A 14,909-nucleotide genomic window follows, 5' to 3' on the forward strand; every position below is an offset into this window, starting at 1 on the left:
CAGTACCCGTACGAGGAGGCCCGCTAGATGGCACGGCGATACGACACCAACGACGCGACCGACCGCGTGACGGGTCTGCGCGAGGCCGCGTCCGCCGTCCGCCGAGGCGAACTGGTGGTCCTGCCGACCGACACGGTCTACGGCATCGGCGCCGACGCGTTCTCCTCCGAGGCCGTCGCCGATCTGCTCGCCGCCAAGGGCCGGGGCCGCAACATGCCCACCCCTGTGCTCATCGGCTCCCCGAACACCCTGCACGGCCTTGTCACGGACTTCTCCGAGAAGGCCTGGGACCTGGTCGACGCCTTCTGGCCCGGCGCGCTCACCCTGGTCGCCCGGCACCAGCCGTCCCTCCAGTGGGACCTCGGCGACACCCGGGGCACCGTCGCCGTCCGGATGCCGCTGCACCCGGTCGCCATCGAACTGCTCACCGAGTTCGGCCCCATGGCCGTCTCCTCCGCCAACCTCACCGGCCACCCCGCCCCGGAGACCTGCGACGCCGCCCAGCAGATGCTCGGCGACTCCGTCTCCGTCTACCTCGACGGCGGCCCCACCCCGGGCAACGTGCCCTCCTCCATCGTGGACGTCTCCCGTGACGTCCCGGTGCTGCTGCGCGCGGGCGCGATCTCCCCGGAGGAGCTGCGCAAGGTCGTACCCGACCTTGAGGTGGCGAATTGACGGCCCCCGAGCCCCCCGTCCTCCCCGTCCCGCCCGAGCAGGGGGTCACCCCATGCGCGGCATAGGCGGCGGGGAGAGCGCGGCGGAGCAGACCACCACCTTCGGGTTTCCGCGCGACACCTTCCGCATCCTCCACGTCAGCACCGGCAACGTCTGCCGCTCGCCCATCACCGAGCGGCTGACCCGGCACCTCGTGGCGGAGCGGCTCGGCGTGCTCGGCGGCGGTCTGATCGTGGAGAGCGCCGGTACCTGGGGGCACGAGGGCGCCCCCATGGAGGAGAACGCGGAGACCGTGCTGGCCGAGTTCGGCGCGGACGCGGCCGGGTTCACCGGACGCGAGCTGCTGGACGAGCACGTCATCATGGCCGACCTCGTCCTGACCGCCACCCGCGACCACCGCGCCCAGGTCATCTCCATGGGCCACTCCGCGGGCCTGCGCACCTTCACGCTGAAGGAGTTCACCCGCCTGGTGCGGGCGATAGATCCGGCCACTCTGCCGCCCCTGGAGGACGGCGTCGTGCTGCGCGCCCGCGCCCTGGTCCGGGCCGCCGCCGCCCTGCGCGGCTGGCTGCTCGCCCCGACCGCCGAGGCGGACGAGGTGTACGACCCCTACGGCGCCCCGCTGCCCTTCTTCCGCTCCATCGGGGACGAGATACGAGACGCCCTTGACCCGGTCGTCACCGCGCTGACCGGCGTCCCCGCGCACATGTGACCGTGCCCCGGCACGGAACCGGAACCGGGGCGGAGCGGCCGAGCGCCCCTTCCGCCCCGGGCCTACATTGGACGTACGTCCCTTTCCGACCGCCGGAGCCCTTCATGCCGGTCACCCCCGCCCTGGACCCGGACGTCCTGCGCCGGCAGGACCCGGAGCTGGCCGACATCCTGCGGGGTGAGCGGGACCGGCAGACGACCACGCTCCAGCTGAGCGCCGCCGAGAACTTCGCCTCCCCGGCCGTGCTCGCCGCGCTCGGCTCCCCGATGGCCAACAAGTACGCCGAGGGCTACCCGGGCGCCCGCTACCACGGCGGCTGCGCCTTCGCCGACGCCGCCGAGCACCTGGCCGTCGAACGGGCCAGGGAGCTGTTCGGCGCCGAGCACGCCAACGTCCAGCCGCACTCCGGCACCGCGGCCGTGCTCGCCGCCTACGCCGCCCTGCTGCGCCCCGGCGACACCGTCCTCGCCCTCGGGCTGCCCCACGGCGGCCATCTCAGCCACGGCTCGCCCGCGAACCTCTCCGGCCGCTGGTTCGACTTCGTCGCCTACGGACTCGATCCCGCCACCGGCCTCGTCGACCACGACCAGGTGCGCCGCCTGGCCCGGGAACACCGGCCCAAGGCCCTCGTGTGCGGCTCGATCGCCTACCCCCGCCACCTCGATCACGCCTTCTTCCGCGAGGTCGCCGACGAGGTGGGTGCCTCTTTGATCGTGGACGCGGCGCATCCCATCGGCCTGGTCGCCGGGGGAGCGGCGCCGAACCCGGTGCCGTACGCCGACATCGTGTGCGCGACGACGCACAAGGTGCTGCGCGGACCGCGCGGCGGCATGATCCTGTGCGGCGGGGCGCTGGCCGGGCGGGTGGACCGGGCCGTGTTCCCCTTCACCCAGGGCGGCGCCCAGATGAACGTCGTCGCCGCGAAGGCCGTCGCGTTCGGGGAGGCGGCGACGCCCGCCTTCGGCGTCTACGCCCATCAGGTCGTCGCCAACGCCCGGGTCCTCGCGGACGCGCTGGCCGCCGAGGGGTTCACCGTCACCACCGAGGGCACCGACACCCACCTGATCACCGTCAACCCGGCCCCGCTCGGTGTCGACGGCCGCGCCGCGCGCGCTCTGCTCGCCGCCGCCGGTCTCGTCCTCGACTGCTGCCCGCTGCCGCACACCGAGGACCGGGGACTGCGCCTGGGCACGGCCGCGGTGACGACGCAGGGGATGGGGGAGCGGGAGATGGAGCGGGTCGCCGTGCTGCTGGCGGGCGTGGTGCGGGGTGACATCGCTCCCGGTGCGGCACGCGCCGAGGTGCGCGAGCTGACTGGCGCGTTTTCGCCCTACCCCGCCTGAGCAGGGGTAGACGGTAGGCCGTACGGTCCGGTGAGCGGGTGGTGCGCGGGGGCCGGTGCAACCATCGTCACTACCCGGAAGTCCTCAACCGTATGCCCCGCTCGCTAGGGTGTGGGGCTGTGATGGCCAGCGAGATCTGTGGGGAAGCCCGTGCGTGAATACCTGCTGACGCTCTGTGTCACGGCCGCGGTGACGTACCTCCTGACAGGACCGGTACGGAAGTTCGCGATCGTGGCGGGAGCGATGCCGGAGATCCGGGCACGTGACGTGCACCGCGAACCCACTCCGCGCCTCGGCGGGATCGCGATGTTCTTCGGACTGTGCGCGGGCCTGCTGGTCGCGGACCACCTCGGCAGCCTGAACGAGGTCTTCGTCCGCTCCAACGAGCCGCGCGCCCTGCTCTCCGGGGCCGCCCTGATCTGGCTGATCGGCGTCCTGGACGACAAGTTCGAGATCGACGCCCTGATCAAGCTCGGCGGCCAGATGATCGCCGCGGGCGTGATGGTCATGCAGGGTCTGACGATCCTGTGGCTCCCGGTGCCGGGCATCGGCACGGTCGCGGTGACCCAGTGGCAGGGCACCCTGCTGACGGTGGCACTGGTCGTCGTCACCATCAACGCGGTCAACTTCGTGGACGGTCTCGACGGTCTCGCGGCGGGCATGGTGTGCATCGCGGCGGCGGCGTTCTTCATGTACGCGTACCGGATCTGGTACTCGTACGGCATCGAGGCGGCTGCCCCGGCCACGCTGTTCGCCGCCATCCTCATGGGCATGTGCCTGGGCTTCCTGCCGCACAACATGCATCCCGCGCGGATCTTCATGGGCGACTCCGGCTCCATGCTCATCGGCCTGGTCCTCGCGGCCGGTGCCATCTCGGTGACCGGCCAGATCGACCCCGACAACATGGAGCTGTTCGCGGGCGGTTCCGAGCGCAGCGCGGTGCACCAGATGGTGCCGGTCTACATCCCGCTGCTGATGCCGCTGACCATCATCGCGATCCCCGCCGCCGACCTGGTCCTCGCCATCGTGCGCCGTACCTGGCGCGGTCAGTCGCCGTTCGCCGCCGACCGAGGGCATCTGCACCACCGTCTGCTGGAGGTCGGCCACTCGCACAGCCGGGCCGTGCTGATCATGTACTTCTGGTCGGCGCTCATCGGCTTCGGCGCGCTCGCCTACTCGGTCAACTCGGCGTCCATGTGGATCGTGCTGAGCGTGGTGTTCCTGAGCGCCATCGGGCTCGTCCTGCTGCTGTTGCCGCGCTTCACGCCGCGCGCCCCGCGCTGGGCGGAGGGCTTCGTGCCGCCGCGCTACCGCAGCCGCCGCAGCGCCGTCGACGCCCCTGACAACGCCGGTCAGGAGCCGTCGGAGCAGGAGTGCCCGGAGGACGGGCCGACCCCGGTCGCAGCCGCCGTGGCGGGCGTCAACGGGGCCACCGCACTGGGCGCCCGTTCCCGCTCCGGTAAGGGCCGCAAGGTAAGAATCTGACGAGAGCATTGCCAACTCGTGGGGGAGCAAAGACCCCCAATACCAGACAAGTAGGCGCGGTTTCCGCCCAGACGCGCAGCATCACCCTCATGTGTGACTCCGGGCACACCAGGTGGGTAAAGACCTCATCAAATAGTTTGTGATACGGTTCACGAGAACCCCGGAGACAACCGAAGGACCGTGATGCGACGGTCCATTGGTGCGAGTAATCGATCACTCGGCCCGGGACTACGCTCGTCCATGACGACACCTGCCCCCTGTGAAAGCGGAGTTGCCGCCATGCCGTCCAATGACGTCCGGATTCTGGCCCAGGCCGCCGTGCCCACGGCTGTCGTCGGTGCGATCGCCACCGTCGTCAGCGGCGTGGTCGCGGGGGGCAAGGGGGCCATCGGGGCGGTCATCGCGACAGCGGTCGTGCTCCTCTTCATGGGGCTCGGTCTCTTCGTGCTGCAACGCACCGCCAAGTCTTTCCCGCAGCTGTTCCAGATGATGGGCCTGATGCTCTACGCGGCCCAACTCCTGCTGCTGGTCATCTTCATCGCCGTGTTCAAGGACACGACGCTGTTCAACCCCCGCGCCTTCGCCATCGTGCTCGTGGTCTCCACCCTGACGTGGATCTCCGCCCAGGCACGTGCCCACATGAAGGCAAAGGTCCTCTACGTCGATCCTGATGCTCCGTCGAAGGGCGACAAGCCCGAGAAGACGGGGCGCTCGTCGTGAGAGGTAGGGCCGGGATAAAGGCACACGCGAGATCCTGCTATCGTCCGGTGCCAACTGCGGCATCGCGGGCGCGGGCATCCCAGCTGACGCCTGTTCCATCGCGAGGCGAGATGCCCCCCTGCCGCCCCCACATCCGAACCACCAGTCCCGTGCCGAACCGCGGCCCTGTGCCGCGCCGACACAACGAGGTTGCCGTACCTATGCGCCACGATGAAGGAGCCCGCGGTGAGTGCTGATCCGACGCAGACGCTCGCTTTCGACACGAGCTGCCACCTGTTCACCGGGTGCGGCTTCCCGGCTCCGGGCCTGCACTCGTTCCTGTTCAAGCCGCTCTGGGGCGACGCGGACAGCAACCTGTACTTCAACAAGACGATGCTGCTGGCGCTGCTCGGTTCCATCGTCGTCGTGGGCTTCTTCTGGGCCGCTTTCGCCCGGCCGAAGGTTGTCCCGGGCAAGCTCCAGATGATCGCCGAGTCCGGCTACGACTTCATCCGGCGCGGCGTCGTCTACGAGACGATCGGAAAGAAGGAAGGCGAGAAGTACGTACCTCTCGTCGTCTCGCTCTTCTTCTTCGTCTGGATGATGAACCTCTGGTCGATCATCCCGGTCGCCCAGTTCCCGGTCACCGCGATCATCTCGTACCCCGCGATCCTGGCCCTCATCGTCTACGTCCTGTGGGTCTCGCTGACCTTCAAGCGACAGGGCTTCGTCGGCGCCTTCAAGAACTTCACCGGCTACGACAAGTCGCTCGGCGCGGTGCTCCCGCTGTCGATGACGATCGAGCTGTTCTCGAACCTGCTCGTGCGGCCCTTCACGCACGCCGTGCGACTGTTCGCCAACATGTTCGCCGGTCACACGCTGCTGCTGCTCTTCACGATCGCCAGCTGGTACATGCTGAACGGCATCGGCATCGCCTACTCCGCCGTCTCGTTCGTGATGGTCATCGTGATGACGGCCTTCGAGCTCTTCATCCAGGCTGTCCAGGCGTACGTCTTCGTGCTCCTGACGTGCAGCTTCATCCAGGGCGCGCTCGCCGAGCACCACTGAGCCAGCCCGCTCCGCCACACCCCATCCAGACATCCGGTGGCCATCCCCCACCGGTCATTGAAAGAGAAGGAAGAACCGGCATGTCCGCTCTCGAAACCCTTGCCGCCGGCGTCCAGATCAAGGGCAACCTCGGCTCCATCGGTTACGGTCTCGCCGCCATCGGTCCGGGCGTCGGCGTCGGCATCATCTTCGGTAACGGCACGCAGGCCCTCGCCCGCCAGCCCGAGGCGGCCGGCCTGATCCGCGCCAACCAGATCCTCGGCTTCGCCTTCTGTGAGGCGCTCGCCCTGATCGGTCTGGTCATGCCGTTCGTCTACCCGGCCTCCTGACCCGACCGCCGCGTTACCCATAGACGAAAGGCACTGATATGAGCCCCCTGGTTCAGCTGGCGGCTGAGGAGGCCGAGAACCCCCTCATCCCGCCGATCCCAGAGCTCGTCATCGGCCTGATCGCCTTCGTCATCGTCTTCGGCTTCCTCGCCTGGAAGCTGCTCCCGAACATCAACAAGGTTCTGGAGCAGCGCCGCGAGGCCATCGAAGGCGGTATCGAGAAGGCCGAGGCCGCGCAGACCGAGGCCCAGAGCGTCCTTGAGCAGTACAAGGCCCAGCTGGCCGAGGCTCGGCACGAGGCCGCGCGGCTGCGCCAGGAGGCTCAGGAGCAGGGCGCCGAGCTCATCGCCGAGATGCGGGCCGAGGGCCAGCGTCAGCGCGAGGAGATCATCGCCGCCGGTCACGCCCAGATCGAGGCCGACCGCAAGGCCGCTTCCGCCTCGCTCCGCCAGGACGTCGGCACCCTCGCCACGGAACTGGCCGGCAAGCTCGTCGGCGAGTCCCTCGAGGACCACGCCCGGCAGAGCCGCGTGATCGACCGCTTCCTCGACGAGCTCGACGAGAAGGCCGAGGCCACGCGATGAACGGAGCGAGCCGCGAGGCACTGGCTGCCGCCCGTGAGCGTCTCGACGCGCTGACGGACTCCACGTCCGTGGACGCCGCGCAGCTCGCCGACGAGCTGGCGGCCGTCACCGCGCTGCTCGACCGCGAGGCCGGCCTGCGCCGGGTCCTCACCGACCCGGCGCAGCCCGCTGAGGCCAAGGCCGAGCTGGTACAGCGCCTGATCGGCGGCCAGGTGAGCGGCGCCACCGCCGACCTGGTGGCCGGGCTGGCCCGTTCCCGCTGGTCGCAGCCCCGCGACCTGGTCGACGCGATCGAGGAGCTGGCGAACATCGCCGACCTCACCGCGGCGGAGAAGAACGGCACGCTCGACGAGGTCGAGGACGAGCTGTTCCGGTTCGGCCGGATCGTCGCCTCCGACACCGCGCTGCGCGCCGCGCTGACCGACCGGGCCGCGAGCCCCTCGGCCAAGACCGAGCTGCTGCACCGGCTGCTCGACGGACGGGCCAAGCCCGTCACCGAGCGTCTGGTCACCCGACTCGTCACCGCGCCGCGTGGACGTAGCCTGGAAGCGGGACTCGAGTCCCTGTCCAAGCTGGCCGCGGAGCGCCGGGACCGGCTGGTCGCCACCGTCACCTCCGCGGTGCCGCTGAGCGACGCGCAGAAGCGACGCCTGGGTGACGCCCTGGCGAAGCTCTACGGCCGCCGGATGCACCTCAACCTGGACGTGGACCCCGACGTCGTCGGCGGACTGCGCGTGCAGGTCGGTGACGAGGTCATCAACGGCGCCATCGCGGACCGGCTGGAAGACGCCGGCCGCCGCATGGCGAGCTAGAACTCAACACGCAAGACGTACCTACGGCCCTGGTTGGGCCGTGCAGAGGATTCACCTCGTTCAGGGGGGAGTCCCCATCCCCCCAAGTGAAACTTCGGGCCCAACAAGGAGAGCAGGGAACCCAGATGGCGGAGCTCACGATCCGGCCGGAGGAGATCCGGGACGCGCTGGAGAACTTTGTCCAGTCGTACAAGCCGGACGCGGCCTCGCGCGAGGAGGTCGGTACGGTCACCCTTGCCGGCGACGGCATCGCGAAGGTCGAGGGCCTGCCCTCGGCCATGGCCAACGAACTGCTGAAGTTCGAGGACGGCACCCTCGGCCTCGCCCTCAACCTCGAGGAGCGCGAGATCGGTGCCATCGTCCTCGGTGAGTTCAGCGGCATCGAGGAGGGCCAGCCGGTGCACCGCACCGGTGAGGTGCTCTCCGTGCCGGTCGGCGACGGCTACCTCGGCCGTGTCGTCGACCCGCTCGGCAAGCCGATCGACGGCCTCGGCGAGGTCGAGACCGACGGCCGCCGCGCCCTCGAGCTGCAGGCCCCCACGGTCATGGAGCGTCAGTCGGTGCACGAGCCGATGGAGACGGGCTACATGGCCGTCGACGCGATGACCCCGGTCGGCCGCGGTCAGCGTCAGCTGATCATCGGTGACCGCCAGACCGGCAAGACCGCCCTGGCCGTCGACACGATCATCAACCAGCGCGACAACTGGCGCTCGGGCGACCCGAAGAAGCAGGTCCGCTGCATCTACGTCGCCGTCGGTCAGAAGGGCTCCACCATCGCCGGTGTGCGCCGCGCGCTGGAGGAGAACGGCGCGCTGGAGTACACGACCATCGTCGCCGCCCCGGCGTCCGACCCGGCCGGCTTCAAGTACCTGGCGCCGTACACCGGTTCGGCCATCGGCCAGCACTGGATGTACCAGGGCAAGCACGTCCTGATCGTCTTCGACGACCTGTCGAAGCAGGCCGACGCCTACCGCGCCGTCTCCCTGCTGCTGCGCCGCCCGCCGGGCCGTGAGGCCTACCCGGGTGACGTCTTCTACCTGCACTCCCGCCTGCTGGAGCGCTGCGCCAAGCTCTCCGACGACATGGGTGCCGGTTCGATGACCGGTCTGCCGATCGTCGAGACCAAGGCCAACGACGTCTCGGCGTTCATCCCGACCAACGTCATCTCCATCACCGACGGCCAGTGCTTCCTGGAGTCGGACCTGTTCAACGCCGGTCAGCGCCCCGCGCTGAACGTCGGTATCTCCGTCTCCCGAGTCGGTGGTTCCGCGCAGCACAAGGCGATGAAGCAGGTCTCCGGCCGACTGCGCGTGGACCTCGCCCAGTACCGCGAGCTGGAGGCGTTCGCCGCCTTCGGTTCCGACCTGGACCAGGCCTCGAAGAACCAGCTCGAGCGCGGTACCCGCATGACCGAGCTGCTCAAGCAGAACCAGTACCAGCCGATGTCCACCGAGGACCAGGTCGTCTCGATCTGGGCCGGTGGTACGGGCCGCATGGACGACGTCCCGGTCGACGACGTCCGCCGCTTCGACAAGGAGCTCCTGGAGTTCCTGCACCGCAAGCACCAGGGCCTGATGACCTCCATCCGGGAGGGCGGCAAGATGTCGGACGACACCCTGCAGGCCATCGGCGACGCGATCGCGGAGTTCAAGAAGCAGTTCGAGACCTCCGAGGGCAAGCTGCTCGGCGAGGACACCCCCGCCACTGCCGCCAAGTGACGTAAGGAAGGGACCTGACTCATGGGAGCCCAGCTCCGGGTCTACAAGCGTCGCATCCGATCCGTCACCGCGACCAAGAAGATCACCAAGGCGATGGAGATGATCGCCGCCTCGCGCGTCGTCAAGGCGCAGCGCAAGGTGGCGGCCTCCAAGCCGTACGCGGACGAGCTCACGCGCGCCGTCACGGCGGTGGCCACCGGGTCGAACACCAAGCACCCGCTGACCACGGAGGCGGAGAACCCGACCCGTGCCGCGGTCCTGCTCCTCACGAGCGACCGCGGTCTGGCCGGCGCCTTCAACTCCAACGCGATCAAGGCGTCCGAGCAGCTGACCGAGCGCCTTGAGCGCGAGGGCAAGCAGGTCGAGACGTTCATCGTCGGACGGCGCGGTATCGCCCACTACAACTTCCGCGAGCGCAAGGTCGCGGAGTCGTGGACGGGCTTCACCGACGAGCCGACGTACGCGGACGCCAAGAAGGTCGCGGAGCCGCTGATCCAGGCCATCGAGACCCCCGACTCGGAAGGCGGCGTGGACGAGCTGTACATCGTCTACACCGAGTTCGTGTCGATGATGACGCAGACGGCGGTCGCCCAGCGGCTGCTTCCGCTGCGTCTCGACGAGGTCGCCAAGGAGGCCGCCCCCACGGGGGAGATCCTCCCGCTGTACGACTTCGAGCCCTCGGCGGAGGACGTCCTCGACGCCCTGCTGCCGCGGTATGTGGAGAGCCGCATCTACAACGCGATGCTCCAGTCGGCCGCTTCGAAGCACGCCGCCACGCGGCGCGCGATGAAGTCGGCCACCGACAACGCGGGCGAGCTGATCAACACGCTCTCCCGTCTTGCCAACGCGGCCCGCCAGGCCGAAATCACCCAGGAAATCAGCGAGATCGTCGGTGGCGCCAGTGCCCTGGCCGACGCGAGCTCGGGGAGTGACCGATAAATGACCACCACTGTTGAGACCGCGACGGCTACGGGCCGCGTCGCCCGGGTCATCGGCCCGGTCGTCGACGTGGAGTTCCCCGTCGACGCGATGCCGGACATCTACAACGCTCTGACCGTCGAGGTCGCCGACCCGGCGCGCCACGGCGAGAAGAAGACGCTGACCCTGGAGGTCGCCCAGCACCTGGGTGACGGCCTGGTCCGCACCATCTCCATGCAGCCCACCGACGGTCTGGTCCGCCAGTCCGCGGTGACCGACACGGGCGACGGCATCACCGTTCCGGTCGGCGACTTCACCAAGGGCAAGGTGTTCAACACCCTCGGTGAGGTGCTGAACTCCGAGGAGAAGCACGAGGGCGAGCGCTGGTCCATCCACCGCAAGGCCCCGAACTTCGACGAGCTCGAGTCGAAGACCGAGATGTTCGAGACCGGCGTCAAGGTCATCGACCTGCTGACCCCGTACGTCAAGGGCGGCAAGATCGGTCTGTTCGGCGGTGCCGGTGTCGGCAAGACGGTGCTCATCCAGGAGATGATCTACCGCGTCGCCAACAACCACGACGGTGTCTCCGTGTTCGCCGGTGTCGGTGAGCGCACCCGTGAGGGCAACGACCTCATCGAGGAGATGACCGACTCGGGCGTCATCGACAAGACCGCTCTGGTCTTCGGTCAGATGGACGAGCCCCCGGGCACCCGTCTGCGCGTCGCGCTGGCCGGCCTCACCATGGCCGAGTACTTCCGTGACGTCCAGAAGCAGGACGTGCTGTTCTTCATCGACAACATCTTCCGCTTCACGCAGGCCGGTTCCGAGGTCTCCACGCTGCTCGGCCGTATGCCGTCCGCCGTGGGTTACCAGCCGAACCTGGCCGACGAGATGGGTCTCCTCCAGGAGCGCATCACGTCGACCCGCGGTCACTCGATCACCTCGATGCAGGCGATCTACGTCCCCGCGGACGACCTGACCGACCCGGCCCCGGCCACCACGTTCGCCCACCTCGACGCGACGACGGTGCTCTCCCGTCCGATCTCGGAGAAGGGCATCTACCCGGCCGTGGACCCGCTGGACTCCACGTCCCGGATCCTGGACCCGCGCTACATCGCGCAGGACCACTACGACTGTGCGATGCGCGTCAAGAACATCCTGCAGAAGTACAAGGACCTCCAGGACATCATCGCGATCCTCGGTATCGACGAGCTGGGCGAGGAGGACAAGCTCGTCGTCCACCGTGCCCGTCGTGTGGAGCGCTTCCTGTCCCAGAACACCCACGTCGCCAAGCAGTTCACCGGCGTGGACGGTTCGGACGTTCCGGTGGAGGAGACGATCCGCGCGTTCAACATGATCTGCGACGGTGAGTTCGACCACTTCCCGGAGCAGGCCTTCTTCATGTGCGGCGGTATCGAGGACCTGAAGAAGAACGCCAAGGAGCTGGGCGTCTCCTGAGTCCCGCGCTCTTGAGCCTGTGCTCTTGAGCTCGTGCTCTTAGAGAAGGGGGCGGGGTCCGTCCCGCCCCCTTCTCCACGCCCACTAGAATTGACCCAACACCCGGCACTACCGCCGGGTGGTGACCCGAGGAGCCACCCTTGGCTGCTGAGCTGCACGTCGAGCTGGTCGCCGCCGACCGCCAGGTCTGGTCCGGCGAGGCCACCCTGGTCGTCGCGCGCACCACGTCCGGCGACATCGGCGTCATGCCCGGTCACCAGCCGCTGCTCGGTGTGCTGGAGTCGGGCCCGGTGACCATCCGCACGAGCGACGGCGGGACCGTCGTCGCCGCGGTGCACGGCGGTTTCATCTCGTTCGCGGACGACAAGCTGTCGCTGCTGGCCGAGGTCGCCGAGCTGGCGGAGGAGATCGACGTCCAGCGCGTCGAGCGGGAGCTGGAGCGCGCGAAGGCGGAAGAGGACGCGGACGCGGAGCGTCGCGCCGATGTCCGTCTGCGGACGGCGACCGCGGCGCGCTGACCCACCGCGCCGTGTGACCATGTCATTCAGCCGCGGCCGGCCCGGAACATTCCGGTGCCGGTCGCGGCTGTGGCGAATACGGGTGTTTTTCCGGTTCCATTACCTGGCACTGCGGTTTCATTACCTGGTGTCGTCCGCAGTTCCCCTTCCAGGAAGACGAGGAGGTCGGTGTCGATGGTCCTCGCTCTGACTGTGTGCGGAGCCGTGGTGGCGCTCGTGGTGGTGGGGCTGTTCCTGTTCGGCCTGCGCCGCAGGCTGATCCAGCGCTCCGGCGGCACCTTCGACTGTTCGCTGCGCTGGGACGTGTCCACGGACCCGGACACCAGCGGCAAGGGCTGGAGCTACGGCGTCGCCCGCTACAACGGCGACCGCATCGAGTGGTACCGCGTCTTCTCCTACGCGCTCCGCCCGCGCCGCGTCCTGGAGCGCTCCCGCATCGAGGTGGCCGGACGGCGGCTGCCCGAGGGCGAGGAGGAGCTGGCCCTGCTGTCCGACGCGGTGATCCTCGCCTGCGTCCACCAGGGCACCCGGCTGGAACTCGCGATGAGCGAAGACGCGCTGACCGGGTTTCTCGCGTGGCTTGAGGCAGCCCCACCCGGACAGCGCGTCAACGTCGCTTAGGGTCTCGCGACCCTTCGTACTCTCTTACGACAGGCCGCTGTTCACGGCCGTCACGAGTTCACCGTTGCTGGTGTCCCCGCTGAAGTCCCAGAAGAACGCGCCGCCCAGGCCCTGGTTCTTGGCCCAGCTCATCTTTCCGGCGATGGTCGACGGGGTGTCGTAGGACCACCAGTTGCTGCCGCAGTGCGCGTAGGCCGTGCCCGCGATCGTGCCGGTGACCGGGCAGGAGCCCTTGAGCACCTTGTAGTCCTCGATACCGGCCTCGTAGGTGCCCGGGGCCGCGCCGGTGGCTGTGCCGCCCGGGGCGTCCTGGGTGACGCCGGTCCAGCCGCGGCCGTAGAAGCCGATGCCGATGAGGAGCTTGCTCGCGGGGACGCCCGCCGCCTTGTACTTGGCCATCGCGTCGGCGGTGGTGAAACCGGCCTTCGGGATGCCGCTGTACGAGGTGAGCGGGGAGTGCGGGGCGGTCGGGCCCTGGGCGTCGAAGGCGCCGAAGAAGTCGTACGTCATCACGTTGTACCAGTTGACGTACTGGGAAGCGCCCGCGTAGTCCGCGGCCTCGATCTTGCCGCCGCTGGAGCCGTCCGCGGTGACCGCGGCGGTGACCAGGGCGCTGGAGCCGAACTTGGAGCGCAGCGCCGAGACGACGTTCTTGAAGGCCGCCGCGCCGCTGGTGTCACAGGACAGACCGCAGGCGTTGGGGTACTCCCAGTCGATGTCGATGCCGTCGAAGACGTCGGCCCAGCGCGGGTCCTTGACCAGGTCGTAGCAGGACTGGGCGAACGCGGCCGGGTTCTTGGCCGCCTCGCCGAAGCCGCCGGACCAGGTCCAGCCGCCGAAGGACCACAGCACCTTGATGTTCGGGTACTTGGCCTTCAGCTGGCGCAGCTGGTTGAAGTTGCCGCGCAGCGGCTGGTCCCAGGTGTCGGCCTGGCCGCTGACCGACTGGTCGGCGGTGAACGCCTTGTCGTAGTCGGCGTAGGAGTCGCCGATCGCGCACTTGCCGCCGGTCACGTTGCCGAAGGCGTAGTTGATGTGCGTGATCTTGGAGGCGGAGCCGGACGTCACGATGTTCTTGACGTTGTAGTTGCGGCCGTAGATGCCCCACTCGGTGAAGTAGCCGAGCTTGACCTTGTCGCCGGTGGCGGGCGGCGGGTTGGTGCCGCCGCCGGTGGTGCGCACCGCGACGGAGCCGCTGACCGGGCCGGTCTGGTCGGCGGTGTCCCGGGCCTGCACGGTGTACGAGTAGTCGGTGCCCGCGCTCAGACCGGTGTCGGTGTACGAGGTCGTGGTGACGGTGGCGACCTTGCTGCCGTCGCGCAGGACGTCGTAGTTCTTGACGCCCTTGTCGTCGGTGGCGGCCGACCAGGACAGCTTGACCGAGGTGTCCTTGACCTCGGAGGCGGTCGGGGTGCCGGGGGCGGAGGGCGCCGCGTCACCGGGGACCGTGGTGCCGTCGCAACTGTCGCCGTTGAGCTTGCAGTTGGACGGGGAGCCGGAGCCCGCGCCGTTGAACGAGAACGAGATCGAGGCGCCGGGGGCGACCGAGCCGTTGTAGGACTTGTTCTTGGCGGTCCAGTGGGTACCGGAGGAGGTGACGTCCGCGTCCCAGGCTGAGGAGACGGACGTGCCCGAGGGGAAGTCCCACTCGATCTTCCAGGAGTCGATCGCGGTGGAACCCGTGTTCTTGACGGTCCACTTGCCCTCGAAGCCGGTGCCCCAGTCCTGGGTCTTGGCGTAGGTGGCCGTCACATTCGTCGCGGCCTGGGCGGGAGTGGCGATGCCGACCAGGCCGGCCAGGGGGAGCACCAGGGACGCGGCTGCTGCCGCGGCTCTGAGTCTGAAGCGCATACTGCGCCTCCCTCGTATTGGGGGGTGTCAGGAGGCATGGGGGGCATGACTGAGCCTTCACGCCCATGCTGCCGCGAGAATAGAAAGGTCTGGACCACCGGTCAATAGGTCTGGACCA

15 protein-coding genes are annotated in these 14,909 nt (G+C 68.9%); 14 read left to right on the forward strand and 1 reads right to left on the reverse strand.

The genetic code is table 11. From position 1 onward, the window contains the following. The first annotated feature begins 27 nt into the window (after window positions 1-27). From B079_RS0104110 to B079_RS0104175, 14 genes are all read left to right on the forward strand, one after another. Window positions 28-675, forward strand: a complete 648-nt coding sequence (locus tag B079_RS0104110) for an L-threonylcarbamoyladenylate synthase (protein ID WP_018544508.1) — start codon at window positions 28-30, stop codon at window positions 673-675. Window positions 676-727: 52 nt separating this feature from the next. Next, entirely contained in the window at window positions 728-1,387 is a 660-nt protein-coding gene (locus tag B079_RS0104115) for a low molecular weight phosphatase family protein (protein WP_018544509.1), read from the forward strand. A gap of 104 nt (window positions 1,388-1,491) precedes the next feature. After that, the gene (glyA, locus tag B079_RS0104120) at window positions 1,492-2,730 is read left to right on the forward strand and encodes a serine hydroxymethyltransferase (protein WP_018544510.1); all 1,239 of its coding nucleotides are present in this window, start codon (window positions 1,492-1,494) and stop codon (window positions 2,728-2,730) included. A gap of 150 nt (window positions 2,731-2,880) precedes the next feature. Next, a complete protein-coding gene (locus B079_RS0104125) occupies window positions 2,881-4,215 on the forward strand; it encodes an MraY family glycosyltransferase (RefSeq protein WP_018544511.1) in 1,335 nt (444 codons plus the stop codon). 279 nt (window positions 4,216-4,494) lie between these two features. Beyond that, window positions 4,495-4,935, forward strand: coding sequence for a hypothetical protein (locus tag B079_RS0104130; RefSeq protein ID WP_018544512.1), 441 nt, complete (start codon window positions 4,495-4,497; stop codon window positions 4,933-4,935). A gap of 210 nt (window positions 4,936-5,145) precedes the next feature. Further along, window positions 5,146-5,982 carry a F0F1 ATP synthase subunit A gene (atpB, locus tag B079_RS0104135; protein ID WP_018544513.1) on the forward strand — a complete coding sequence of 279 codons (837 nt, stop codon included), beginning with the start codon at window positions 5,146-5,148 and terminating at the stop codon, window positions 5,980-5,982. Between the two features lie 80 nt (window positions 5,983-6,062). Continuing rightward, window positions 6,063-6,311, forward strand: a complete 249-nt coding sequence (locus tag B079_RS0104140) for an ATP synthase subunit C (protein ID WP_018544514.1) — start codon at window positions 6,063-6,065, stop codon at window positions 6,309-6,311. Between the two features lie 38 nt (window positions 6,312-6,349). Next, a complete protein-coding gene (locus B079_RS0104145; RefSeq protein WP_018544515.1) occupies window positions 6,350-6,895 on the forward strand; it encodes a F0F1 ATP synthase subunit B in 546 nt (181 codons plus the stop codon). Then, window positions 6,892-7,707, forward strand: a complete 816-nt coding sequence (locus B079_RS0104150) for a F0F1 ATP synthase subunit delta (protein ID WP_018544516.1) — start codon at window positions 6,892-6,894, stop codon at window positions 7,705-7,707. The genes B079_RS0104145 and B079_RS0104150 overlap by 4 nt, the downstream gene beginning before the upstream one ends. Window positions 7,708-7,832: 125 nt before the next feature. After that, on the forward strand, window positions 7,833-9,425 hold the full coding sequence (atpA, locus tag B079_RS0104155) for a F0F1 ATP synthase subunit alpha (protein ID WP_018544517.1): 1,593 nt from the start codon (window positions 7,833-7,835) through the stop codon (window positions 9,423-9,425). A 21-nt stretch (window positions 9,426-9,446) separates the two neighbouring features. Further along, window positions 9,447-10,364, forward strand: coding sequence for a F0F1 ATP synthase subunit gamma (locus B079_RS0104160; RefSeq protein ID WP_018544518.1), 918 nt, complete (start codon window positions 9,447-9,449; stop codon window positions 10,362-10,364). Next, window positions 10,365-11,801 carry a F0F1 ATP synthase subunit beta gene (gene atpD, locus B079_RS0104165; protein ID WP_018544519.1) on the forward strand — a complete coding sequence of 479 codons (1,437 nt, stop codon included), beginning with the start codon at window positions 10,365-10,367 and terminating at the stop codon, window positions 11,799-11,801. A gap of 140 nt (window positions 11,802-11,941) precedes the next feature. Then, a complete protein-coding gene (locus B079_RS0104170; RefSeq protein ID WP_018544520.1) occupies window positions 11,942-12,319 on the forward strand; it encodes a F0F1 ATP synthase subunit epsilon in 378 nt (125 codons plus the stop codon). 174 nt (window positions 12,320-12,493) lie between these two features. Next, on the forward strand, window positions 12,494-12,940 hold the full coding sequence (locus tag B079_RS0104175) for a DUF2550 domain-containing protein (protein ID WP_018544521.1): 447 nt from the start codon (window positions 12,494-12,496) through the stop codon (window positions 12,938-12,940). Window positions 12,941-12,964: 24 nt separating this feature from the next. Here the strand turns inward: B079_RS0104175 and B079_RS0104180 are convergent, their stop codons facing one another. Then, window positions 12,965-14,791: a glycoside hydrolase family 18 chitinase gene (locus B079_RS0104180; protein WP_018544522.1), complete on the reverse strand. Its 1,827-nt coding sequence runs from the start codon at window positions 14,789-14,791 to the stop codon at window positions 12,965-12,967. Between the last annotated feature and the right edge of the window lie 118 nt (window positions 14,792-14,909).

The sequence above is a fragment of the Streptomyces sp. LaPpAH-108 genome (genome assembly GCF_000373625.1).
GTDB lineage: Bacteria > Actinomycetota > Actinomycetes > Streptomycetales > Streptomycetaceae > Streptomyces.